This is a genomic window from Sorangium sp. So ce1153 (genome assembly GCF_051521595.1).
Classification (GTDB): domain Bacteria; phylum Myxococcota_A; class Polyangia; order Polyangiales; family Polyangiaceae; genus Sorangium.
This window is the reverse complement of record NZ_CP150361.1, coordinates 9,172,510-9,196,980: the sequence shown is the minus strand read 5'-3', so window position 1 is coordinate 9,196,980 and position 24,471 is coordinate 9,172,510. Positions and strand designations below refer to the sequence as shown.

18 protein-coding genes are annotated in these 24,471 nt (G+C 69.7%); 11 read left to right on the top strand and 7 right to left on the bottom strand.

Going from position 1 to position 24,471, the window contains the following annotated elements; all coding sequences use genetic code 11:
• Nucleotides 1–426: 426 nt before the first annotated feature.
• Entirely contained in the window at nt 427–933 is a 507-nt protein-coding gene (locus tag WME85_RS33030; protein ID WP_437827086.1) for a hypothetical protein, read from the bottom strand.
• Between the two features lie 173 nt (nt 934–1,106).
• Here WME85_RS33030 and WME85_RS33025 point away from each other — a divergent pair, with 173 nt between their 5' ends.
• Nucleotides 1,107–2,423 carry a DUF5690 family protein gene (locus WME85_RS33025; RefSeq protein WP_437827085.1) on the top strand — a complete coding sequence of 439 codons (1,317 nt, stop codon included), beginning with the start codon at nt 1,107–1,109 and terminating at the stop codon, nt 2,421–2,423.
• 112 nt (nt 2,424–2,535) lie between these two features.
• Here the strand turns inward: WME85_RS33025 and WME85_RS33020 are convergent, their stop codons facing one another.
• The 4 genes from WME85_RS33020 to WME85_RS33005 form a co-directional block, all read right to left on the bottom strand.
• Nucleotides 2,536–3,465, bottom strand: coding sequence for a dihydrodipicolinate synthase family protein (locus WME85_RS33020; protein WP_437827084.1), 930 nt, complete (start codon nt 3,463–3,465; stop codon nt 2,536–2,538).
• 16 nt (nt 3,466–3,481) lie between these two features.
• On the bottom strand, nt 3,482–5,209 hold the full coding sequence (locus WME85_RS33015) for an IlvD/Edd family dehydratase (RefSeq protein WP_437827083.1): 1,728 nt from the start codon (nt 5,207–5,209) through the stop codon (nt 3,482–3,484).
• A 187-nt stretch (nt 5,210–5,396) separates the two neighbouring features.
• On the bottom strand, nt 5,397–6,680 hold the full coding sequence (locus WME85_RS33010) for an MFS transporter (RefSeq protein ID WP_437842414.1): 1,284 nt from the start codon (nt 6,678–6,680) through the stop codon (nt 5,397–5,399).
• 211 nt (nt 6,681–6,891) lie between these two features.
• Nucleotides 6,892–7,896 (bottom strand): hypothetical protein, encoded by a 1,005-nt coding sequence (locus WME85_RS33005; protein ID WP_437827082.1) that lies wholly within the window; start codon nt 7,894–7,896, stop codon nt 6,892–6,894.
• A gap of 222 nt (nt 7,897–8,118) precedes the next feature.
• Between WME85_RS33005 and WME85_RS33000 the strand changes: the two genes are divergently transcribed.
• On the top strand, nt 8,119–11,043 hold the full coding sequence (locus WME85_RS33000) for an nSTAND1 domain-containing NTPase (protein WP_437827081.1): 2,925 nt from the start codon (nt 8,119–8,121) through the stop codon (nt 11,041–11,043).
• Nucleotides 11,044–11,178: 135 nt separating this feature from the next.
• Here the strand turns inward: WME85_RS33000 and WME85_RS32995 are convergent, their stop codons facing one another.
• A complete protein-coding gene (locus tag WME85_RS32995; protein WP_437827080.1) occupies nt 11,179–13,320 on the bottom strand; it encodes a glucosyltransferase-I in 2,142 nt (713 codons plus the stop codon).
• Nucleotides 13,321–14,022: 702 nt separating this feature from the next.
• On the opposite strand from WME85_RS32995, the gene WME85_RS32990 reads away from it, so the two are divergent.
• Nucleotides 14,023–14,310: a hypothetical protein gene (locus WME85_RS32990; RefSeq protein WP_437827079.1), complete on the top strand. Its 288-nt coding sequence runs from the start codon at nt 14,023–14,025 to the stop codon at nt 14,308–14,310.
• Between the two features lie 255 nt (nt 14,311–14,565).
• Here the strand turns inward: WME85_RS32990 and WME85_RS32985 are convergent, their stop codons facing one another.
• Nucleotides 14,566–16,341 carry a sigma 54-interacting transcriptional regulator gene (locus WME85_RS32985; RefSeq protein WP_437827078.1) on the bottom strand — a complete coding sequence of 592 codons (1,776 nt, stop codon included), beginning with the start codon at nt 16,339–16,341 and terminating at the stop codon, nt 14,566–14,568.
• A 644-nt stretch (nt 16,342–16,985) separates the two neighbouring features.
• Here WME85_RS32985 and WME85_RS32980 point away from each other — a divergent pair.
• From WME85_RS32980 to WME85_RS32945, 8 genes are read left to right on the top strand one after another with little or no spacing between them, the layout of a single operon-like run.
• Complete coding sequence (locus tag WME85_RS32980) at nt 16,986–18,863, top strand: AGE family epimerase/isomerase (RefSeq protein ID WP_437827077.1); 1,878 nt, start codon at nt 16,986–16,988, stop codon at nt 18,861–18,863.
• A 15-nt stretch (nt 18,864–18,878) separates the two neighbouring features.
• Nucleotides 18,879–19,256: an STAS domain-containing protein gene (locus WME85_RS32975; protein WP_437827076.1), complete on the top strand. Its 378-nt coding sequence runs from the start codon at nt 18,879–18,881 to the stop codon at nt 19,254–19,256.
• Entirely contained in the window at nt 19,253–21,376 is a 2,124-nt protein-coding gene (gene glgX / locus WME85_RS32970) for a glycogen debranching protein GlgX (protein WP_437827075.1), read from the top strand. Before WME85_RS32975 ends, glgX begins: the two co-directional genes overlap by 4 nt.
• Before the next feature lie 48 nt (nt 21,377–21,424).
• Entirely contained in the window at nt 21,425–21,760 is a 336-nt protein-coding gene (locus WME85_RS32965; protein ID WP_437827074.1) for an anti-sigma factor antagonist, read from the top strand.
• Between the two features lie 5 nt (nt 21,761–21,765).
• Entirely contained in the window at nt 21,766–22,218 is a 453-nt protein-coding gene (locus tag WME85_RS32960) for an ATP-binding protein (protein ID WP_437827073.1), read from the top strand.
• Nucleotides 22,215–23,216: a PP2C family protein-serine/threonine phosphatase gene (locus WME85_RS32955; protein WP_437827072.1), complete on the top strand. Its 1,002-nt coding sequence runs from the start codon at nt 22,215–22,217 to the stop codon at nt 23,214–23,216. The genes WME85_RS32960 and WME85_RS32955 overlap by 4 nt, the downstream gene beginning before the upstream one ends.
• Entirely contained in the window at nt 23,213–23,788 is a 576-nt protein-coding gene (locus WME85_RS32950; RefSeq protein WP_437827071.1) for a hypothetical protein, read from the top strand. Before WME85_RS32955 ends, WME85_RS32950 begins: the two co-directional genes overlap by 4 nt.
• 30 nt (nt 23,789–23,818) lie before the next feature.
• Nucleotides 23,819–24,448 (top strand): DJ-1/PfpI family protein, encoded by a 630-nt coding sequence (locus WME85_RS32945; protein WP_437827070.1) that lies wholly within the window; start codon nt 23,819–23,821, stop codon nt 24,446–24,448.
• The last annotated feature ends 23 nt before the right edge of the window (nt 24,449–24,471 follow it).

The window sequence follows — 24,471 nt, the reverse complement described above, 5'->3', positions numbered from 1 at the left end:
CGGACATCGCAAGGGGTGTTCCAGGACGAAAGGAACGGTGTTTCACCGCCTTTTCAGGAACGTTACGCCGCGCCGCGCACGTCCAGAGGTGCAAAGTGCCCCACGCGAGGGCGACAATGCGTCCCATCGAGACGTTATGCCACAGCAAAAGGACGTCGATTCAGGCTCTCCCTGAGGCCCTTTCAGGGGAGTGGACTGCGCGCTCTGGCACAGCGGAGCGCGCGAACGTGCTCTGGCTCAGGCCATGTCGGCTCCGAAGAAGGGAGCGCTTGGGTCTGTCATGGACATCGCTCTACTGTAGAGCTCGGTCAGGATGCGCTTCCGCTCGGGGCCGGTCGCACGTCTCTCCGCGCGTCCTAGCGCGATCCGTGCCGACTCCCGCGCCGGCGCTCGCCCGCCGGCCACGAGGCCAGCAGCCGCCGCCGCTCACCGCGGCGCGCGCAGCGCCTCGAGGATCCCGTCCAGCCGCTCGAGGATCGCCCGGCCCTGCTCCTGCGTTCCCTGCGGCGCCGGTGCGCCGGCGGGCGCGCCGAGCGCGGACGTCGCCAGCGCCGGGCCGAACGTCGTCACGAACGAGGCGATCACCTTGCCCGCGGGGGTGCGCGCGAACAGGTCGGTGTAGCCGCCGGACAGGCACGTCGTGATGAACAGGAGCGCGTCGACGTAGCGCGCGCACCGCGGGTTCTCGGCCTGCTCGGCCTGGTAGAACAGGTACGAGCACCCGAGCACCATCGCCGCGAGCGAGTCGACCGGATCGCGCGTCATCGCGCTCCGCAAGCGCTGCTTGAGCTGCTCGTACGAGAGCTCGCCCGCTCCGCCCGCGGCGAGCCCCACCGCGAGCAGGGCGATCGCGCCGCGCAGCCGCTCGTCCCGGCCGCGGGCCGCTGCGTCTCCCAGGGTGTTCCTCGCGGCGAGCGGTGACGGATCTCCCACGGCGTGCCCTCCCGGCCGCGCCGCGCGCCTCGTTGAAGCCGGGCCACGGCGCGGGCTCCATTGTCTCGCACGGAAGCGGGCGGAAGGGAACCGGCCGCGCGCCCCGGCGAAACCGAAAAGTCATGCGCGCGCCGCGCACCCGCGGCTACCCTCGCGCCGTCCTCGGAGCTCCCATGCCGGCCCAGAGAAGCGTGACGAGATGGCTCGAAAGGGCGCCCGCACCGGTGTTCACGGCGTTCGCCGTGCTCGCGGCGTTCGCGACCTACTTCTGCATGTACGCCTTCCGCAAGCCGTTCGCGGTCGGCACCTTCAAGGGCGCCGTCGCGCTGCCGCTGCTCCCCGCGCTGGACCTGAAGAGCCTCTACATCATCGCCCAGGTGCTCGGGTACTGCGCCTCGAAGTTCCTCGGCATCAAGGTCGTCTCCGAGATGCGCCCCGAGCGGCGCGCGCTCGCCATCCTCGCGTGCGTCGGGGTGAGCGAGGCCGCCCTCGTGCTGTTCGGGCTCACGCCGGCGCCCTACGCCGCGCTCTTCCTGGCGCTGAACGGCCTGCCGCTCGGGATGGTCTGGGGGCTCGTCTTCGGCTTCCTCGAGGGGCGCCGCGTGAGCGATCTGCTCGGCGCCGGCCTGTGCGCCAGCTTCATCGTCGCGAGCGGCTTCGTGAAGACGGTCGGCAAGCTGACGCTCGGCTGGGGCGTGCCGGAGGTCTGGATGCCCGCGGTGACCGGGGCGCTCTTCTTCCCGCCGCTGCTCCTCGCGGTGTGGATGCTGGCGCAGATCCCGCCCCCGTCGGCGGCCGACGAGGCGCTCCGGACGCGGCGCGCGCCGATGGACCGCGCCGCGCGGCGCGCGTTCGTCCTCGCGAACGCGGGCGGGCTCGCCACCCTGGTCCTCGGCTACATCGTCCTCACCGCCTACCGCGACTTCCGCGACAACTTCGCCCGCGAGATCTGGGACGCCCTCGAGTTCGCCGACCAGCCCGCCATCCTCACCACGGCCGAGATCCCCGTGGCCATCGGCGCGCTCCTCTCGGTCGCGGTGATGATGGGGATCCGGAACAACCGCGCGGCGCTCCTCGCGGTCCACGGCATCATGCTCGCCGGGGCGGTGCTCGCCGGGGTGAGCACCGCGCTCTACCAGGCGGGCGTCATCGGCCCGGCCGCCTGGATGATCAGCGTCGGCCTCGGGCTCTACGTGGGGTACGTCCCGTACAACTGCGTGCTCTTCGACCGGCTCATCGCCGCCGTGGGCTCGGTGGCCACGGCCGGCTTCCTGATCACCGCGGCCGACGCGTTCGGCTACCTCGGCAGCGTGGCGCTGCTGCTCTACAAGAGCTTCGGCCAGGCGAAGCTCTCGTGGCTCGAGTTCTTCCTCGGCTTCAGCTACGCGACCGCCTTCCTCTGCGCGGCGCTCTTCGTGGCCTCGGCGGCGTACTTCTGGCTCCGCACGCGCGGCCAGGTCCCCGCCGCGCGGCGGGCGCTCGACGCCTGAGGCGCCTCCGAGAATCCGCCATCGACGCCCGCCCCGGCGACGGCGCGATCGCGCGGGATCGCCGCGCCATCCGCGCTGGAGAGCCCACGCGTCTGGAGGAGGGCTCCGGCGCTTACCGGCCCCAGCGGAGCGCGAGCGGGCTCAGCTCCCTGGCGATCTCGAGGAGGCCCGCCCGGGTCGCCGGATGGAGCGGCTCGAGGGGGTGGCGGACGGCATCGCTGCGGATCACGCCGCCTTCGGCCATCGCCGCCTTGGCGGCGCGCAGGCCGCACTGGCGGTTCTCGTAGTTGATGAGGGGGAGAATGCGCGCGTATTCCGCTGCCGCCTCCTTGCGCCGCCCGGCCCGGTGATGCTCCACCACCGGCTTGATGAGATCCGGCAAGAGAGCGCTCGACATGGTGCCGGTCGCCCCGGCGTCGAGATCCGCCATGAGGGTGATCGATTCCTCGCCGTCGAAGGGTCCTTCGATGGCGTCGCCGCCGGCCTCTATCAGGGCGCGCAGCTTCGCGGCGGTGCCGGGCACCTCGACCTTGAAGTAGCGGACTTCCGGGACCTCGCGGGCGAGGCGCACGAGGAACGGCACCGACAGCGCGACGCCGCTCAGGGGCGCGTCCTGGACCATGATCGGGATCCGCCCGGCCTCCGCGACGGCAGCGAAGTGCTCGACCATGGCGGTCTCGTCGGCCTTGAGCCCGGTGCCGTGATAGGGCGGCATCAGCATGAGGAGGCTCGCGCCGGCGGCGGCGGCGCGGCGGGCGCGCTCGGCGGCGATGCGGGTCGAGAAGTGGCTGACCGTCACGATCACCGGCACGCGCCCGGCGACATGGTCGAGGCAGAGCGTCGTGAGCGTCTCCCGCTCCGCGTCGGTGAGCAGGAACTGCTCGGAGTAATTGGCCAGGATGCAGATGCCGTCAACGCCCTGGTCGACCATGCAGTCGAGCACCCGGCGCTGGCCGTTCAGGTCGAGATCGCCATTCTCCAGAAAGGGCGTCGGCGCGACGGGGAACACGCCCGCGAAGGGGGAAGAGGCGGCGCGAGGCATGCGGTGGATCTCCGGTTCAGTGATTGTCGCGGGCGACGGGGGCGCCGCTCTTGCCGACGAGGAAGTCGAAGTCGGCCCCGTCGTTCGCCTGGAGGACGTGCTCCAGGTAGAGCTTGAGATAGCCACGGTCCGCGTGCGGCGCGGGCGGCGTCCAGGCGGCGCGACGCCGGGCCAGCTCCACGTCGTCGACGTGCAGGTGCAGGCTGCGCGCCTCGACGTCGAGGGTGATGAGGTCGCCGGTCGCGACGAGGGCGAGGGGGCCACCGGCCGCCGCCTCCGGCGCGATGTGCAGCACGACGGTGCCGTAGGCGGTGCCCGACATGCGGGCGTCGGAGATCCGGACGATGTCGGTGACGCCCCGGCGCAGGAGCTTCGGCGGCAGCGGCATGTTCCCGACCTCGGCCATGCCCGGATAGCCCTTCGGACCGCAATTCTTGAGCACCATGATGCAGGTCTCGTCGATGTCGAGAGCCTCGTCGTTGATGCGGGCGTGGAGGTCCTCGATCGTCTCGAACACCACCGCGCGGCCGGTATGCTTCATGAGGTGCGGGGAGGCCGCGGAGGGCTTCAGGACCGCGCCGTCCGGCGCGAGGTTGCCCTTCAGCACCGCGATGCCGCCGCTCGGCTTGAAGGGCGCGTCGACGGTGCGGATGACTTCCCGGTTCCAGCGCTCCGCGCTCCGGTTGTTCTCCCAGATCGTGCGGCCGTTGACCGTCATGGCCTCCTTGTGGATGAGCCCGTTCTCGGCAAGCTCGCGGAGTACGACCGGCAGGCCCCCGGCCTCGAAGAAATCTTCCATGAGGAATCGGCCCGAGGGCATGAGGTCGACGAGGCAGGGCACCTCCCGGCCGAGCCGGTCCCAGTCGTCAAGGTCGAGCTCGACGCCGATCCGCCGGGCAATGGCGATGAGGTGCACCACGGCGTTCGTCGAACCGCCGATGCCGCCGTTGACGCGGATCGCGTTCTCGAAGGCTTCGCGGGTGAGGATCTGCGAGAGCGCGACGTCCTGCCGGACCAGCTCGACGATCCGCCGCCCGGCCTCGCGGGCGAGGAGGTTGCGGCGGGCATCGACCGCCGGGATCGCGGCGTTGCCCGGCATCCCGACCCCGAGCGCCTCGACCATGCAGGCCATGGTGGAGGCGGTGCCCATGGTCATGCAGTGCCCCTGCGAGCGGTGCATCGAGGCCTCGGCCTCGTGGAATTCCTGCAGGGTGATGCGGCCTGAGCGGAGCTGCTCGCTCATCGAGATGGTGTTGGTGCCCGAGCCGATGGGCCGGCCCTTGTAGACGCCGCGCAGCATCGGGCCGCCGGAGACGCCGATGCTCGGCAGATCGACGCTCGCCGCGCCCATGAGGAGGGCCGGCGTGGTCTTGTCGCAGCCCATCAGGAGCACGACGCCGTCGAGCGGGTTGGCGCGGATCGACTCCTCGACATCCATGGAAGCGAGGTTCCGGAACAGCATCGCGGTCGGGCGGAGCATCGTCTCGCCGAGCGACATCACCGGGAATTCGAGGGGGAAGCCGCCGGCCTCCAGGATTCCCCAGCGGGCGTGCTCGGCGATCGTCTTGAAATGCGAATTGCAGGGCGTGAGCTCGGACCAGGTGTTGCAGATCCCGATCACCGGCCGTCCGTCGAACTGGTCCTGCGGGAAGCCTCGGTTCTTGAGCCAGGAGCGGTAGTAGAACCCCATCTTGTCCTGGCGGGCGAACCAGGCTTGGCTGCGCAGAGGCTTCTTGGTGGTCATCGGTCGAGGTCCATCATCGGGGATGCGAGGGGGGGTCGGTCGACGCCGGGTTCGAGCCCACGTGTCCGGTCGCGCGGCCGCGGCGGCAGGTACGGAATCCAGCAGGGTCGACGTCGCGGGCGCCGGGTCGACGTTGCGGGCGCTGGCGGCGGCCTGCGGCCACCAGGCCTGATCCGCCGGCGCTCCCCTACCAACCTGCCAGCCGGGGGACGAGCACCTTGATGCTGACGCCGGCGATGAGCAGGCAGCCGGCCAGGAACAGCATGGGGGCGAGCTGGCTGCCGGTCGCGTCGTAGATGCGCGGCACCACGTTCTGGGCCACGAAACCGCCGAGGTTGCCCACCGAGTTGATGGCGGCGATGCCGGCGGCGGCGTGCGGGCCCGTGAGGATCTTCTGGGGCACGCTCCAGAACACCGGCTGGCCGGCGAAGATGGCGGCGGCGGCGACGCACAGCAGGGCGAACTTGAGCGCTGCGCCCGGGACGACCACGCTCAGCACCAGCGTGAGGGCGCCCAGCAGCATGGGGCCGGAGATGTGCCAGGCGCTGACGCCCTTGCGGGCGGCATGGCGCGGCACCCACCAGAGCGCCCAGGCGACGAAGACCCAGGGGATCACGTTGATGAAGCCGTTCTGGATGTTCGAGGCGCCGAAACCCTTCACGACGGTGGGCAGCCAGTAGCTGAGGCCGTAAGCGCCGAGCGGCAAGCCGATGTACAGGCCGGAGAGCGCCAGCACGCGTATGTCCAGCAACGCCCGCCAGGGGGAGCCGTCCGCCTGCTGGCGGGGCTCCGCGGCGAGGGTCCCGGCGAGCCAGGCCTTCTGGTCGGGGGTGAGGAAGCGGGCCTGCTCGGGGTGGCTCGGCAGGCGCCAGAGGACGTAGGGCGCGAGCAGGACGGCGGGAGCGCCGGTGGCCACGAACACCCACTGCCAGCCAGCCAGCCCCAGGAGGCCGTTGAGGTCGAGCAGCGCGCCGCCGATGACCGAGCCCACCGCGTTGGCCACGGCGCTGGCCATCATGAAGGCGCCGATCATGCGGGCGCGGTGCGCCTGCGGGTACCAGAGGGTCAGGACGTAGAGCACGCCCGGGAAGAACCCGGCCTCCGTCACGCCCAGCAGGAAGCGCAGGACGAAGAACATGGCCGGGCTCTGGGTGAACCCCAGCGCGATGGTGACGAGGCCCCAGGTGCCCATGATCCGGCTGAACCAGACCCGGGCGCCGACGCGGACGAGGATCAGATTGGCCGGCGCCTCGAACAGGAAGTAGCCGAGGAAGAACAGCGAGGCGCCGAGGCCGTAGGCGGCTTCGGTGAGGCCCAGGGCGCCCACCATCTCCAGCTTGGCGTAGGAGACGTTCTGCCGGTCGATGTACGCGATCAGGTACATCAGGCAGAAGAGCGGCATCAGGCCACGGGTGATCTGCTTCAGGGTCGCGGGGCCGATGTCCGGGGCCGCGCCCACTGCGTGCTGCATGTCATCCACCAATCCTCTCGATAGGCGAGGAAATCCAGAATCTATCCGCAAGTCAAGCTCCTCGTAGCGGCCGTTCAATCGTACGGCCACGCTGCACGCGCCGGTCGACGCATAAAAATGCCTCCTTGGAAGAATAGTTTATCCACGCATCAAAGGGGCCGCCTTCACTCCTCAGCCTGCGGGAGTGACCTGACGCCGCGCTCGCGATACCTCAGAACACGAGCCGAGCCGACAGCCCCGCCGCATCGGGGGACGCGGCGGGCCGGACCTCGAGCTTCACGCCGCCCCGGTCTCCGGCGCGGTAGGTCTCTGGCCTGTTCATGAAGAGCAGGGCCGTCCCCGTGATCGCCGTCGCTCCGCCGGCGATGAGGGCGCCGATCGCCAGCCGGTTCTCGAGGACGCTGCCGGCGTCGTCGTAGTGCGCGGGGCAGGACGGGCCGCATTCGCGCCGGAAGCCCGCATCTGCCTCTCGGTGGTGCGCGGCGGCATCCTGCATGAGCCCGCCACCCACGACGACCAGGACAGCACCGGCCCCGACCGTGACCCAGGGGATCCAGGCGGGCCACCGCTGTCTGGTGACGACGGTATCGGCGCTCAGGGCGAGCTGACCTGAAGCTTCTTTGCCGGCGAACACGGCGACGTGCTGGACGACCGTGAAATAGCCCCGCTTCCTCGCCACGAGGACATGCTCACCGGGCGTGACCATCCGGCGCGCGGTGCCGGGGCCGACAAACCAGGGCACGCCGTCGAGCAGCACGGCGGCGCCCGGCTCGTCACAGCGGATCGCGACGGCGGCGAGGTCCTGCTCCACGAGCGCTCGCAGCGTCGCGCGCGCCTCCTGCTCCTCGTCGGGATCGAGCGACCCAGGCCCCCATTGCAGGGATCTACGCAGGCTCTCATAGGCGAGCAGCGGCCGCCCGATGGTCTTGAGCAACCGCCCCAGGTAGAGCCGCAACTGGGGTTGCTCCCATAACGCCAGCGCTTCGTCATATTTGGCCCGCGCGTCAGCGAGCATCATGTGCCGGTGCAGCTCTATCGCCTCCTCGAAGAGCACATCTGCCCGCTGCTTTCGCTCCTCCGAGACCCCCTGGTGCCATGGTGGCAGCGGCGTCTGCGCTCGCGCGGGCGCGGCGCACAGGGCCAGGAACGCGATGGGCAGGAGGAGCTTCGCTGTCGAGAGAACGGCGTGCGCGGGTCGTGCCGGGGTCGTCGTCATGGGAAGCGTTCATGGATACGCCGTGTGGCGAGGAGTGTACAGCCGCTCACCGAAACGGCTATGCTCTCACCAGCGCGCTGGCTGCCGCCCATGGCGCCCAGCGCGGTGCCGATTTCGTCTGTCTGGCACGGAAGGAAGGGGGGATTCCCGCATGCTGGTCCCTGAGGAGCAGCTTCGTCGACGGTCTGCGCGGTCGAGCGCGACCGCAGGAGGGGTCCGTCGATGAACAGCGACGCGTACGGGGACACCGTCGCTGCGAACACGACGGGCGCCGGCGCAGCGCCCCCCGAGGTTGCGCTGCCCGACGGGGCGATCGTCAGGGACGGCGGCGCGGCTGCAGGCGCTCGCTACGAGAGGGGCCGAACGACAACCGCGGTAGCCGTCGCGCCGCCGGCGCTCCTGGCGCAGGCCAGGCCGCCGCCGTCGGTCGGCGCCCGCGTCGGCCACTACGAGCTCCTGCGCGAGCTCGGCCAGGGCGGCATGGGCGTGGTCTTCCTGGCGCGCGATACACGGCTCGCTCGCCTCGTCGCGATCAAGCTCCTCACCCGGCTGAGCAGCCTCGGCGTCCAGCGCTTCGTGGTTGAAGCGCAGGCCACCGCGCGCTGCAAGCACGAGCATATCGTGACGATCCATGAGGTGAACGAGCACGACAGATTCCCGTACATGGTGCTCGAGTACATCGAGGGGCAGAGCTTCCGGGACTGGATGGAGCAGCGCAGGCCCGCCGGCGCCGCCGATGAGGTGTCGACAGCGCCGGTCCCGCCTGGCCTGGCCGTCGAGATGATGGTCCCCGTCGTGCGCGCGCTCGCGAGCGCGCACGCGTCCGGCATCGTCCATCGCGATCTCAAGCCGGAGAACGTCATGCTGGACGCGTCGGGCGCGATCAAGGTCGTCGATTTCGGCATTGCCAAGCTGCGTGACGACGAGGCGAGCCTCATGGCCGAGGGCGCTGGCGCCGGGGAAACGCGCCTGACCCGCGACGGAGGGATCGTCGGCACGCTCCCGTACATGTCTCCCGAGCAGTGGCGAGGAACGGAGATCGGCCCGTCCAGCGATGTCTGGGCGGTGGGCATCATGCTGCACGAGCTCGTGCTCGGCGCGCACCCGCTCGCGCCCTGCAGCAGGATGGACCTGCTCCGCGTGCCGGTCCTCGACGAGCCGATGCCCGAGGTCGGCGCGAGCCACCCGGAGGCCGGCGCGCTCGGCGCGATCATCGATCGCTGCCTGCGGAAGAACAAAGCGGAGCGGTACGGCTCCGCCGCGGAGCTCCTGGCCGAGCTCTTGCCCCTCCTGCCCGGGCGCCGGGAGCTTCACCTGGGCGCCGACGAGAGCCCGTTCGCGGGCCTCTCGTCCTTTCAGGAGGCCGACGCCGACCGCTTCTTCGGCCGCGCGCAGGACCTCGCGGGCGTCGTCGCGCGCCTCCGGAACCAGCCGCTGCTCGCGATCGCGGGCGCGTCGGGCGTGGGGAAATCGTCGCTCGTGCGGGCCGGGGTGATCCCGGCGCTCAAGCGCTCCGGCGAGGGCTGGGAGGCGCTCGTCCTCCGGCCCGGGCGCGAGCCGCTGGCGGCGCTCGCGGAGCTCTTCAGGAGCCCTGCCGTGCCGCTGAGCGGCGAGCTGCAGGCGCTCGCCCTGGAGGGCGGCGTCGTAGCGCGGGCGGCCCTGATCGAGCGGCTGCGCGCCGAGCCCGGTTTGCTTGGCGCCGCGCTGCGCGGGTGGGCGGGCCGCGCGCAGAAGCGGCTCCTCTTGTTCATCGATCAGTTCGAGGAGCTCATCACGCTCGGCGCCCCGGCCGGCGAGCGCGCGGCGTTCCTCGCGTGCCTCGAGGGGATCGCCGACGACGCCTCCTCGCCGCTCCGGGTCATCCTGTCGATCCGATCGGATTTCCTCGAGCGGCTGGCCGAGCACGAGCACTTCATGGCGGCGGTGACCCGGGGCCTCGTGTTCCTCCGGCCGATGGGGCGCGAGGGGCTGCGCGAGGCGCTGGTGAAGCCGGTGGAGGCGGCGCGCCACGAGATCGAGGACCCGGCGATGGTCGAGGGCATCCTCGACGCCCTCTCGACAACGCGCGGGGCGCTGCCGCTGCTCCAGTTCACCGCGGCGAGGCTGTGGGAGATGCGCGACCGGGGGCGCCGGATGCTCACGCGGGCGAGCTACGAGGCGATCGGCGGCGTGGCGGGCGCGCTGGCGAGCCACGCCGACACGGTGCTGGCCGGGATGAGCGAGCGGCAGGCGAGGCTCTCGCGGGCGGTGCTGGAGCGGCTGGTGACGCCGGAGCGGACGCGGGCGGTGGCCAGCCTGGGCGAGCTCTGCGAGCTGCCCGGGGACCCGGGCGAGATCGAGCGGGTGGTGGGCCTGCTGGCCGACGGGCGGCTCCTGGCGATCGAGAAGGGGAGCGACAGCGCGGGCGGCACGGTGGAGCTCGTGCACGAGTCGCTGATCGAGCGGTGGCCGACGCTCGCGCGCTGGCTCGACGAGAGCCAGGAAGACGCGGTGTTCCTGGACCGGCTGCGCGCGGCGGCGAGGCTCTGGGACGCGAGCGGCCGGGCCGCGGACACGCTCTGGCGCGGCAAGGTCGCCGAGGAGGCGCGCCGCTTTCGCGGGCGCACCCGGGGGGAGCTGCCGGAGCGGGAGCGGCTCTTCCTGGAGGCGGTGCTCCGGCTGGCCGACCACACGCAGCGCCGGCGGCGCCGGCTCGTCACCGGGGTCATCGCGGCCCTGTCGCTGGTCGTGGTCGCGGCGGGGACGGGCTACGTGAAGGTGACCCGGCAGAACCGGGTGATCGAGGCGCAGCTCGACAAGATCCAGCGGGCGGAGGGCACGCTGAGGGGCGCGCTCGCGAGCGAGGAGGCGGCGAGGAGCGCGGCGGAGACCGCGCGGCGGGACAGCGATGCGCAGCGGAGCCTGGCCGAGCAGGCGAGGAGCGTGGCGGAGAGCGCGCGGCAGGACAGCGATGCGCAGCGGAGCCTGGCCGAGCAGCTGCGGCAGGCCGCGGAGCAGGCCCGGGAGCGCGCCGAGGACGAGGCGGAGAAGGCCCGCGCGGCGGCGGTCGAGGCGCAGAAGGCGCGGGACGCCGCGCTGCAGAGCAAGCGCGAGCTGGAGCAGTTGATCGAGCGCACGAGCGGGAAGTTCCCGAAGAAGTTGAAGTGACGAGCGGTCGGCGGGGGGAGCGAGCCGGGGTGAGCGACGGACCCGTCAGGCTCGGGGTGCGCCTTCGCGGTCAGCGCGTCTCGCCGAGCACGGCGCGCAGCCCCCCGGCCCGCTCCCTGAACGGAGCGCGCGCGATCACCGGTGCGGCGCCGTTCGGGTATGACGGTACATGACGCCATCCATGCTGTCGTCGGACAGGAAGGTGACCTGGCCGACGACGAAGGAGGAATTGCCCTTGCCCCACAAGGCATTGAGTTGATCGTTGGTTCGCAAATTGAGCTCCAGCCAGGAGATGCCGTCGTAGTACAAGAATGTGCCGTTCGCGCCGACAGCAAAGACGTCGTTCGGCCCGCTACCCCACACATCGAACAACTCTTGCTGCGTGGGCAGACCCTTGAGCTTCTCCCAGGCGAGGCCGTCGAAGTGCAGGATCGTGCCGTTATCGCCGACGACATAGACATCGTTCGGCCCGCTGCCCCACACGCTCCTGAGCATCCCCTGTGCCGGCGGTTCCGTCATGACGGGCAGCCAATCCCGGCCGTCGTAGCGCAGGATCGTGCCATTCTCGCCGACAGCAAAGACATCGCTCTTCCCGCTACCCCACACGCTTCTCAGCGCTGCCTGCGTGTGCCACACCGCGGGCCGCTGGCCCAGGTCGTCGTAGTGCAGGATCGTGCCCTCGTATCCGACGACGAAGATGTTGTCCGGCCCGCTACCCCACACGCTCCTCAGCGTTTCATCCACCGGTGGGTCTGTCTCTATCGGGAGGAGCTTCCAGCCCTGGCCGTCGTAGCGCAGGATCGTACCATGCGAACCGACAGCGAGGACCTTGTTCGGCCCGCTACCCCATACACCTAGCAACGCGCCACCTGATAGCGCCTCCAGGATCGAGGCCTCCAGGTTGGCGGGCTGCCAGCCCTCGCCATTGTAATGCAGGATCGTGCCCTTCTGGCCGACTGCAAAGACATCGTCCGGGCCGCTGCCCCATACGTTGATCATCGGTGTCGTCGTGCGATGGGGAAACTCCTCCCAGGCCTGGCCGCTGTAGTGCAGGATCGTGCCGTCCTCGCCGACGGCGAAGACATCGTCCGGCCCGCTGCCCCACAGGTGCTTCAGGCCCTTCGATGTTCCCGAGATCAGCCTCTTCCAGCGCTGGCCATCGTAGTGGACGATCTCGCCTGCACCGCCAACACCGAAGACATCGTCCAGGCCGCTACCCCATGCCTTCTCCAGCAGGAGACCTTCAGGAAATCCCGACCGGGACGGGGCCTCGATCTGCCAGTCGAGGCCGTCTCCGTTGTAGCGCAGGATCGTGCCCGTCTGACCGACAGCGAAGATATCGTCCCGCCCGCTACCCCATACGCTTATCAAGGGAGCTTCCGGCGCGGGCGGGTACGTGAGCTTCCAGTCGTCGCCGTCGTCGTCGTACCGCAGGATCGTGTTGTCGGATCCGACGACGATGACGTTGTCCGGCCGGGTGCCCCATACATCGTTCAATAACGCGTACGAGCTCGGCGTGCCCATGATTTGCCAGTCCTGGCCGTCGTAGCGTGCGACTCTGTCGCCGCCTTCGATGCCGCCTCCGATGAGGATGGCAAAGATGTTGCGCGGTCCGCTGCCCCACGCGGCTCTTATGCATTTCGGATAAACCGGGCACACCTCGGAGTCGAACGCGGGCTGCTCGATGACGCGCCAGCTGGCGCCGTCGTAGTGCGCGATGGTGCCTGTCTCGCCGATGGCAAACACGTCTTCCGGTCCGCTTCCCCATACGTCGACCAGCGAATCCGAAGTGGGCGATACCATCGTCTCCCAGCGCTGACCATCGTAGCGCAGGACGGTGCCGCGCTCGCCGACGGAAAATACGTCCTGAGGCCCACTTCCCCACAGGGCGTTGAGGTGCTTGGTTGTGCTCGTCTGCTGAAGACGCCAGTTCCAATCTCCGCACGATACGGTAGAGAGGCTGTCGCAGGTGTTCGTGCAGCCGGGGCGACCAAAATCATGGCCCAGCTCCACGCAGGAGGTAAGCGCTTCCGGGTCGCAGGCCTCTCCCGCCGACACCACCCCGTCGCCGCATCGGCCGGGTTCAACGCAGCTCCAGACACCCTCGAGCTTTTCGCAGCCATAACCTGACGGGCAGAAGCTCGTGCCGCACTCGAGCCCGCCCTCCAGGCATGCTCCCGTGATGGCGCTCAGCACCGCCGCGAGCACCGCCACCATCGCGTGACGAACCGCAGCGCCGCCCGGTGGTCGGCCCGCGGCCATTCCGTTCGGAGCCATGCTCCCGCTTCGCATCTTGCCCTCGCTCCCCCCTCGCTCAACGGCCGTGCTGCTCGCCCAGGGGAGCGCCAGGCTGAAGGCTGTACGCGACAAGATGCATACACCAGACCACATCCTGGCCGCAAGCCATTCGCGAAACCATCGTCATGGAAAGTCGGGATCCGAGGTCAGCTCGTCTCTGCAACGGTCGATGAAGTTGATGTTCGTGCCTTGCTCAGGGCACAGCGCCCTGTCGCCATCGCCTGTCGCGCTACCATCCCGACCGCGCTCAGCGTCGATCCGCCGCCCTGGAAGACGTCAGCGGATCGACGTCCATCTCTCCTCGAGGTTTCCGGGAAGATTGCCTGGTACGCAGGTTGCAGTGGCTCACGACGCTGGCGCGGCTTTCCTGGCCATCACGCGCCAGCGAGGAGATACGACATGCCTAGATCAGAATCCGCGAGCGCCTCGACACAGCTGGGACCGCAGCTCGCCCCCTCTGGGCCGTCCGAGGCGTCCCCGTCTGCCCTGTCTGGCGGGCGCGCCGAGCTCGAGGACGCCGCCGCCGTTGAGCTTCGCGGGCGCCGGCAGCCGCTGGAGCCCCCCTTCGGCGCGCCGCGCCACCCGGGCCACAGCGCGCACGCCGCCTCTGTCACCCTCCACGACGTCGATGCCTTCGAGAACACCTGGTTCGAATGCACCCGACAGATCATCCATTGCTCCGTGACGGAGCGCGACCACGCCGCCGCTATCGAGGCCGACGTCTTCAGGGATGTGACGGACGGTTCGTGCGGAAAAACGTTGATCACCTCCGTGAGCAGGTACCTCGACCGCGTCGAGAAGCTCCCCCGGAGATACACAGCCGAGCCGCGAGCCAGCTACGCGAAGAAGGTCCGCGAGGGCCTCAAGAGCGCCGGGTTGACGGACGGGCAGGTGACGTGGTGGCGCGGGCAGCTCGCGACGCTGCTCAAGGAAATCCCGGACATAGCGAATCGACCTGATGAACTGTGACGGTCGCGCCTGGGCTCGCCGCAGCCGTCCTGGGTGTCAGCGATCGCGAGGGTAAGAGTCCGGACGGAACAGCAGGAACCGACTCGCCCTGAGCCGCGTCGGCGGCCGCCCCGGTCGGCTCTGCGCCTTCGGGCCACGGGCATCAGCGTGCGACGGCAATCTCTGCCGCATGACGGCCATGATGGCCGGCAATCGTTGCCGGGGCGGCGAAGGCTGCCACCTGCATGCGAGACCCGCGGGGGAGCGACCGCCGATTCACGGCTGGCTCTTCGGCTTGTGCGACGCGATGCCGTGCTGCTTGAGCTTCGAGGAGAAGGTCCGGATCGGCATGCCGATGAGGTCCGCGGCGCGCGTCTGCACGCCGCCCGTCGCGTCGAGCGCCTCCTGGATCCGCTGGCGCTCCAGGTCCTTGACCTCCTCGGCGAGCGGCCGGAACCGCGGGAGCGCGGCGCTCCCGGAGATCGGCGGCGCGGCGCTCCCGGGGACGGGCGGCGGGGCCGACGTCCGCTCGGTCACGCGCTCGGGCAGATCCCTCGGCTCGATCGCGTCGGCCTCCGCGGTGACGCTCGCGTACTCCATGGCGTTCTTGAGCTCGCGCACGTTGCCCGGGAACGGATACGCGAGCAGCGCGCGCAGCGCGGCGTCGGAGAGCTGCAGCGCGGGCCGCTCCGCTCGCGCGCACGCCTGAGCGAGGAACAGGCGCGCCAGGATGGGGATCTCGCGCGGGCGATGCCGGAGCGGCGGCAGCCGGACGACGCCGGCGCTCAGGCGGAAGAGCAGGTCCTGGCGGAAGCGCCCCGCGGCGCTCTCCGCCTCGAGATCGCGGTTGGTCGCGGCCACGACGCGGATGTTGACGTCGCGCTCCCGCACATCGCCGAGGCGCGTGAGCCGCCGTGCCTCGAGGACGCGCAGCAGCTTGGCCTGCACCGCGAGCGGGAGCTCGCCCACCTCGTCGAGGAACAGCGTGCCGCCGTCGGCCCGCTCGAGCAGGCCGGGCTTGGGCGCCTTCGCGTCCGAAAAGGCACCCTTCTCGTAGCCGAACAGCTCGCTCTCGACGAGCGACTCGGGGATGGCCGCGCAGTTCAGCGTGATGAACGGCCTCTGCGCGCGCGCGGACCAGTGGTGGAGCGCGGCCGCGGCGTTCTCCTTGCCGGCGCCCGTCTCGCCGAGGACGAGCACGCTCAGATCGCTGCCGGCGAGGCGGCGGATCAGCTCGAACATGCGGATCATCGCGGGATCGGCGACGACGATGCGGGAGCTCCCGACGCTGTGCTCCAGGCAGGTCTCGGCCGCGAGGGCGACCGCGCCGGCGCCGGCGGTCGCGGCGGCGGCGCGCGCCCCGGAGAGGAGCGTGTCGGCGTCGCACCCGTCCGCCGGGTAGGCGGCGAGCCCTCCGCGCGCCTCGCTCGTCACCGGCTCGAGCGCCTCGAGGAGCTCGAGCGCCGCTGCGCGCGCCGCTTCGCCGCCGAGCTCGGGGAGGACGGCGACGAGCTCCGCGTCGCCGTTCCACGCGAAGATGTCGATGAGCCGTAGCGCCGCCGCGGCCCGCGCCTCGACCAGCACGCGACCAGGGATGCTGCCCAGGGGGACGACCAGGACGGCGAGGGGACGCGCGTAGTCGCCGGCGCGCTGGAGCTCCTCGACGAGCCGCTGGCGAAGCTGGCCCAGGTCGACGGAGGAGAGGCCGATGGCGCACGGCTCGCGCCAGAGCGTGACGATGGTGTCGCCCACGACGACGACGTCGCCGGAGCGCAGCGCGCGCGAGCCCTTGAGGCGGTCGCCGTTGACCAGCGTTCCATTGTGGCTGTTCAGATCGGCGATCTGGACCTCGCCGTTCGAGACGACCACCCGCGCATGCAGCCGGGAAGCGCCGCGCGCGTCGACGCGAACGTCCGCTTCGGGCGAGCGGCCCACGACCAGGCTGCCGTCGCGCGGCAAATTGATCCGGCGCGAGGACGTGCTGTCGATGACCATCAGGTAGCCTGGATCGTCGTCGTCTCCTCCGAGGCGGCGCGACAGATCGAGGGTCATCGTGCTCGAGGCTTTCGCGGTCGTCGGGCTCACTGCACTACATCCATCATGGCACGTCGTCATGTGCAAGACCGTCCGGCGGGGGCCCGCCGCCAGGGCGGCCACGCGAAGGGCCGCGAACGCATCGACAAGAACGCACGCGGGAGCCGCATTTTATTCCCCTGAACGTGGCACGCCTGCACGCGCTCCTCCGATGTCCTCGGCGTGCGGACCTCGCGACTCTGCCGAGATGGCCGAGTCTGCCACGCGTCAGCGAAACCGGCCGGCAACATCTGCCGTGGCCGCCGCTCCAGCAGGGCTGGGGTCGTAGAGCGGTGATCGACATCGCGTCGATTCTCGCGAGGACGGATTGCATGCTGCCGTGGCCGAGCGGAACCGAGGCGACCTCGACATGAGGACTCCCCGTCTATCGCCCAGGATCGGGTAGAGTCTCCGTTTCGTGCGGCATTGCCCGTCTCGCGCGACACGTTGACAGTCGCAGCGCGGGCGGCGCTCCGGCCGCCGCTCGCGTTCATGGCCTGTTTCCTGGGCGGTGAATCCCGGATCGTGCCGCCTTCGCCCTCGTGAGCACGAAGACTGCGGCCCTGGCATGCTCGCTGCACATGGGTCTCTCGAACCGTTTCAATCGGAGGATGAGATCCCTCATGGACAACATCGATTTTTCGTTTTCAGACATGATCGCAGGCTACGTGGTCGAGTCTGATCCGGACTCCGGATCCTTCACGCTGAGGACCTCGGACGGGCGAACGTTCTCGGCCTACCTCGCGCCGGCGGCGTACGCAAAGGTCATTCGCAACCTGGGCGAGCCTTACCGCGACGCCACCGACAGGATGCGACAGATGCTCGAGCCCGGGCGCTACCTCTATGCGTACGGCACCTTCTATCCCGAGGCAGGCGGCCTCGAGCTGGAGATCCAGCACCTCACCTTCGTGGGCGAGGAGCCCGGGGAGCACCGGCCCGAGGAGCCGATGTGGTGGATCGAGCAGGTCAAGCAGCTCGGCGACTTCTACCTGCGCGCGCAGTTCGAGGGCGAGCCGGTCGATTACGCCCGATACCGGACGTCGATCAGCCTCGACGGCCGCAAGCTGAGCCGCGGCACCGTCCGGCAAGAGACGGATACGATCTCGCGCCTGGTCTACGGCTTCGCCTCGGCCTTCCTCCTCACCGGGGATGACCGTTACCTCGAGGCCGCCGAGCAGGGGACGGAATACCTCCGCGAGCACATGCGTTTCAAGGACGCGGACGAGGGTATCGTCTACTGGTATCACGGCATCGACGTGAGACCGGACGGCGAGCGGAAGGTCCGCGCCTCCAACGTCAAGGGCAACATCGGCGTCCTGGAGGACAAGATCTTCGCCTCCGAGTTCGGCGACGACTACGACGCCATCCCCGCGTACGAGCAGATCTACGCGCTCGCCGGGCCGGTCCAGACGTACCGCATCACGGGGGACCCGGCGATCCGGGACGACGCGGATCGCACGATCGACCTCTTTCAGCGGTTCTTCCGCGATCCGTCGGGGCAGGGCGGGTACTTCTCGCACCTCGATCCCATCACCCTCGACGGGCGGAGCCCGACGCTCGGCCGGAACAGCGCGCGCAAGAACTGGAACTCGGTCGGCGACCACGCCCCGGCCTACCTCATCAACCTGTGGCTCGCGACGGGCGACGAGCGGCACGCCGACTTCCTCGCCGAGACCGCCGACACCATCGAGCGGCATTTCCCGGAGCCGCGGGAGAGCCCGTTCGTGCAGGAGCGGTTCCACGAAGACTGGAGCCCCGATCGCGACTGGGGGTGGCAGCTCGATCGCGCCGTGGTCGGCCACAACCTGAAGATCGCCTGGAACCTGATGCGCATTCATCACGTCCGGCCGAACGACAGGTATGTCCAGCTCGCGCGCACCATCGCCGAGACGATGCCGGCCGTGGGATCCGACCAGCAGCGCGGCGGCTGGTATGACGTCGTGGAGCGCAGGCTCCGGCCGGGCAAGCGGACGCACCGGTTCACCTGGCACGACCGCAAGGCGTGGTGGCAGCAGGAACAGGCCATCCTGGCCTACCTCATCCTCCACGGCTCGCTCGGCGACGAGATGGCGCTGCGCCACGCCCGTGAGGCGTCGGATTTCTACAACGCCTTCTTCCTCGATCACGACGACGGTGGGGTCTACTTCAACGTGCTCTCGAGCGGCGTGCCGTACCTCCTCGGCAACGAGCGGCTCAAGGGGAGCCACTCGATGAGCGGATATCACTCGTTCGAGCTTTGCTATCTGTCCGCGGTCTACACCAACCTGCTCATCACGCGGCAACCGATGAGCTTCTATTTCAAGCCGCTCCCCGGCGGGTTCCCGGACGGCCTGCTCCGCGTGGCGCCGGACATCCTCCCGCCGGGCAGGGTGCGCATCGCGTCGGTGAGCGCGGACGGGCAGAGATACACCGACTACGACGCGGAGGCGCTCGTCGTCCGCCTGCCCGACTCGACGACGCGGATCAAGTACGAAGTGCGCCTGGAACCTACCTCTCGCTGAACGGGAAGGAACACCATGGATATCACAATCGAGGACCGGAGCGGCGTGAAGGTGGCCGTCGTCGCCGGCGAGATCGACGGAAGCACGTCTTCCCGGCTGGAGCGGGCCGTCGCGCCCTTCCTCCGGGAGGACACGAGGGTCGTGCTCGACCTCGGCCGGACGACGTTCGTGTCGAGCGCCGGCCTCCGGGCGCTGCTGCTGCTGTACCGCGAGGCGCGCGCCCGGAGCGCGCGGCTCGCGCTCGCGGGCGCGAGCCGCGACGTCAAGGAGGTGATGAGCTCAACGGGGTTCCTGAGGTTCTTCAGGTTGGCAGAGACGGTCGAAGACGCGGTGTCGCTGGTGGACCGTCCACCGGCGTCGGGGCCCGCCTCGGCGAGGAGCATGACGTCATGAGCCGGCAGCGTATCGATATCTACCCGCAGCGCACGCACGGCGGGTTCCGGATCCGGGCGGGGAGGCCGCTCCCCTTCGGCGCGACGATCGTGCCCGGCGGGGTGAACTTCTCGGTCTTCTCGCGCCAGGCCACCGCGGCGTCTCTGGTCCTGTTCGAGAAAGGGGCGGCCGAGCCGCTCGCGGAGATCCCGTTCCCGGACGAGTTCCGCACCGGCGACGTCTTCGCGATGACGGTGTTCGATCTCGACGTCGAGCGGATCGAGTACGGGTATCGCGTCCACGGCCCGATGGACCCGGCGGCGGGTCACCGCTTCGACCCGAGCGTCGTGCTGCTCGACCCCTACGCGAAGGCCATCTCGGGCCGCGACGTGTGGGGCGAGCCGGCCGACTGGGGCCGGTGCTACCCCTACCGCGCCTGCCTGGTGCCGGACGATTTCGACTGGGAGGACGACCGCCCGCTCCAGATCCCCATCCAGGACCTCGTGATCTACGAGGCGCACGTCCGCAGCATGACGCGCCACCCGTCCGCCGGGGTCACGCGTCCGGGGACCTTCGCGGGGCTGGTGGAGAAGATCCCGTACCTGAAGGAGCTCGGCGTCAATTGCATCGAGCTGATGCCCATCTTCGAGTTCGACGAGCTCGACGGCGGCAGGACGCACCCGGAGACGGGCGAGCCGCTCGTCAATTACTGGGGGTACAACACGGTGGGCTTCTTCGCGCCGAAGGCCGGCTATGCGGCGACCGGCCGCCTCGGAATGCAGGTCGACGAGCTCAAGGCGCTCGTCAAGGAGCTTCACCGGAGCGGCATCGAGGTCATCCTCGATGTGGTCTTCAACCATACCGCGGAGGGCAACGAGCACGGCCGCACGATCTCGTTCCGCGGACTCGACAACCGCACGTATTACATGCTCACCCCCGAGGGGTACTATTACAACTTCAGCGGCGTCGGGAACACCCTCAACTGCAATGATCCGGTGGTCCGCAGCCTGGTGCTCGACTGCCTGCGGTACTGGGCCGCGGAGTACCACGTCGACGGCTTCCGGTTCGACCTCGCGTCGATCCTCGGCCGCGATCCTTGCGGGCGCCCGCTCGCGAGCCCGCCGCTCATCGAGGCGCTCGCGTTCGACCCGATCCTCGGCAAGTGCAAGCTCATCGCCGAAGCATGGGACGCCGGCGGGCTCTACCAGGTGGGCAGCTTCCCCGCCTATGGTCGCTGGGCGGAGTGGAACGGGAAGTACCGCGACGCGGTCCGGAGGTTCCTGCGGAGCGACGCGGGGATGGTCGGCGAGCTCGCGCAGTGCATCCAGGGCTCACCGCATCTCTACGGCTGGAACGGCCGCGGGCCCACCGCGTCGATCAACTTCGTCACGTGCCACGACGGGTTCACGCTGCATGACCTGGTCTCGTACGACCACAAGCACAACGAGCCGAACGGCGAGGGCAACCGCGACGGCAGCGACGACAACCTGAGCTGGAACTCGGGGGCCGAGGGCGAGACGACCGATCCGGGTATCCAGGCCCTCCGGCTCCGGCGCATGAAGAACGCGTTCGCGATCCTCATGGTGAGCCAGGGGGTGCCCATGATCCTCGCCGGCGACGAGGTGGGCCGCAGCCAGCAGGGGAACAACAACTACTATTGCCGCGACGACGAGCTCTCGTGGTTCGACTGGCGGCTCCTCGAGAGCCGGGGCGAGCTGCTCCGGTTCGTGAAGCGCTGCATCGGGTTCCGCAGGCAGCACCCGGCGCTCCGGTCCTCGCGGCACCTCGCGAACGGCGACCCCCTCGGGCTCGGCTCGTCGGACATCTCGTGGCATGGCGTGAGGGCCTGGGACGCGGACTGGTCCGCCGATTCACGGCTGCTCGCGTTCATGCTCGACGGGCGCTACGCCGGCGGTGGGCGCGAGCCTGACGAGTCCATCTACGTGGCGATGAACGCCTGGTGGGAGCCGCTCACGGTGGCGCTCCCGGCGCCGCCGGCCGGGGGGAGCTGGCGCGTATTCGCCAACACCGGCGCGGAGGCGCCGCGCGACTGCTGGGCGCCGGGTGAGGAGCCGCCGCTGCCGGACCAGCGCGAGATGCTGGTGGGCCCGCGGTCGGTGGTGATCCTGGTGGCGAGGTGAACGCTACCGGACGAGGAACAGCGGAATAACGAAGAGGAGATCTGGCCAATGAAATTCGACGTCATTCTCGAGGTGAACCATCCCACGGCTGAGCTCACGCTCACCGGCGACCTGGACGCAGCGTCGGCCCAGACATTCAGGGAGTTCGTGGATCTGGCGGCGCGCCACGCGCCTGGGCGGCTCGTGCTGCGGATGGACGGGCTGCGGTACATGGCGAGCGCGGGGCTGCGCGTGCTCGTCTTCGCCAAGCAGAAGCTGGGCGACGCCGAGATCGTGATGGTGGGCGCGCAGGAGAGCGTGCTCGAGACGATCCGGCTGACCGGCCTTCACCGCAGCGTCACGTTCGTCGATGCGCTGCCCGGGCGCGACATCCCGCAGGCGTGAAAGGGATGACGACGACCATGAGCTTCCCGGGCGTCCTCGACTCGCTCAGCCACATCCGCGCGTTTGCGCGCGGCGCGGCGATGCGCGCGGGGCTCGACGAGCGCGGGACGTACAGGTTGTGCCTCGCCGTCGACGAGGTGGCGACCAATATCATCACGCACGGGTACGCGGAGGCGGGGCGAGACGGCACGGTGGTGGTGAGCGCGCGGCTCGACGCGGCGTCGCTCACCCTCGAGATCGAGGACACCGGGGCCCGCTATGACCCGGCAGCGCAACCCATGCCGACCGAACAGGAGCTGGCGGAGCCGCCCGAGGTGCGGAGAGCGGGGGGGCTCGGCCTGTTCCTGGTGTTCCAGAGCGTGAGCTCATTTCGTCACGAGCACATCGGATCGAGGAACCGCACGACCCTCGTCATGCAGTTGGAAGAGGACAGACAGCACCACGGTGACCCATCATGAACATGACACCCACAGAACGTCTCGTGAACCCGAGGTCCGAGGCCCTCCCGGCCCCCGAGGTGGTGGCGCGCTCGCACCCCGAGGTGGACGCGGAGACCCGCCGCTCGCCCCGGCCGCCCGCGGCGCGCCCTGGCGAACAGACCGCCGCGCTGGCTGCGGTCCTCCACGATCTCTCGGCCAAGCTGGACGAGCTCACGGCGACCCGTAACGCGCTGGCCGCGCTCAAGATGCGGCTGGATAACGAGCTCTGCGACGCGCATGACGTCCAGGTCGGGCTCCTGCCCAAGATCCTGCCGTGCTGCCCGGAGCACGACGAGCTCGAGGTCTTCGGGATGGTCGCGCCGGCGCGCGGGGTCGGCGGGGACCTCTATGACTTCTTCTGGATCGATGAGCACCGCTTCTTCTTCATGATCGGCGACGTCTCGGAGAAAGGGGTCCCGGCGGCGCTCCTCATGGCGGTGATCAAGACGCTGATGTCGAGCCACGTGCCGTCGAGCGCGGGGCTCTGCGAGGCGCTCGCCGTTGTGAATGACAGGCTCGCCGAGAGCAATGACGCGCTGATGTTCGTCACGGCCTTCTGCGGCATCCTTGACGTGCGCGCGCGAGAGCTCGAGTACTGCGACGGAGGGCACAACGTGCCCTGGCTCCTGCCGCGGGAGGCGCCGGCGACCCTGGTCGTGAAGCGGACGGGCATCGCGCTCGGCATCGAGCGCGGCTTCCGGTTCCAGTCGTCGAAGATCACCCTGCGGCCCGGGGACGGGATCTTCCTCTACACCGACGGGGTCACCGAGGCCATGAACGCGGAGCGCGGCCTCTATACCGAGGAGCGCCTGCGGGGCACGCTCGACCGGACGAGCGGCAATCCGCTGCGCGACGTCGTGCAAGAGGTGCTGGAGGACGTCCAGCGCTTCGCGGGCAGCGCGCCCCAGTCCGACGATATCGCCATGCTCGCCGTGCGCCTCCGCAGCGAGGCGCACAGGGAAGGAGAGACACGATGAACCAGAGAACGCGAATCAACTACTATCGAGACCTCACCGCGGATTACTCGAGGCCTGGACTCGTCCCTGACGATCTGAGGGCGCGGCTCCTCCAGGAGGCGGAGCGGTTCGCGGCGATGAAGGAGCCAGCGCTGCCCTCGCTCGGCGCCGAGTATCCACCCTCGCGCGTCGAGGAGGAGAACAGGGCGTGGTGGCCCACCCATTGCGAGGCGCTGCGGCAGGGGCGGGGCGATATCCTGACGGCGGAGTACCGGGAGGACCTCGTGTACCTTTGCCAGGACGGCCCCTACCGCGGGCTCGCCGAGCAGCGGGAGCGCGAGCGGCACTGGTGGGCGCTCATCGCGCAGCCCGGCGTCACCATGTGCTGGCCGATCGTCATGTTTCATGGCGAGGTCGTGTACTTCGAGTGGAAGTGCGTCGACGACGCGACCCACGAGACGATCGCCAAGGGCAACGTCACCTGGGTCCGGCGTGGCCACCGGGGCGCTTGTCACCTCAAGACCGAGCAGCTCACGTTCTACCGCGACGTCTTCGCGCCGGAGCGGCTGCTCGGTCTCATCACCACCACCTGATCCGGACGACGGAACACGAAAGGACACGTCATGTCGAGGAACATCAAGGGGAAGATCGGCGTGCTCATCGAGGAGCACTTCGATGCGACCGAGTTTCGCAGGTTCAACGAGCAGCTCCCCGCGAGGGGCTACGAGGTCGACTACGCCTCGCACCTCTGGGGGAACGCGTCGCTGCGCTTCGGGTCCAACCCGGACAACGGCGAGGTAGAGGAGCACGTGGTGGTCACGACGGAGGTCTCCACGATGGATCTCGCGGCGTACAAGGGCATCATCGCGATCGGCGCCTACGCGATGGATCGGCTCCGTTACGACCCCGTGGCGCGCAAGGGCCGGAAGTGCCAGGCGCCCGCGGTGGAGCTCCTCCGGCGGGCCGCGGCCACCGAGGGGCTGAAGCTCGGGGCGATATGCCATAGCCTCTGGCTCTATTGCGCCGATCCGGATCTCCTCCGCGGGCGCCGGGTGACCTGCGCCCACAACATCCTCTGGGATGTGCTGAACGCGGGGGGCGAGGTCGTCTACGAGGGGGACGCGACGGCCGATATCGTGATCGACGGCGACCTGGTGACCGGGAGGCACCCCGAGGTGGTGGATCGGTTCATGGACGTCTTCCTCGGGGAGATCGAGGCGGAGGACGCGCGCCGCGCGGCGAGGGCGATATGAGACGCGAAAGGACGACGGGTGGG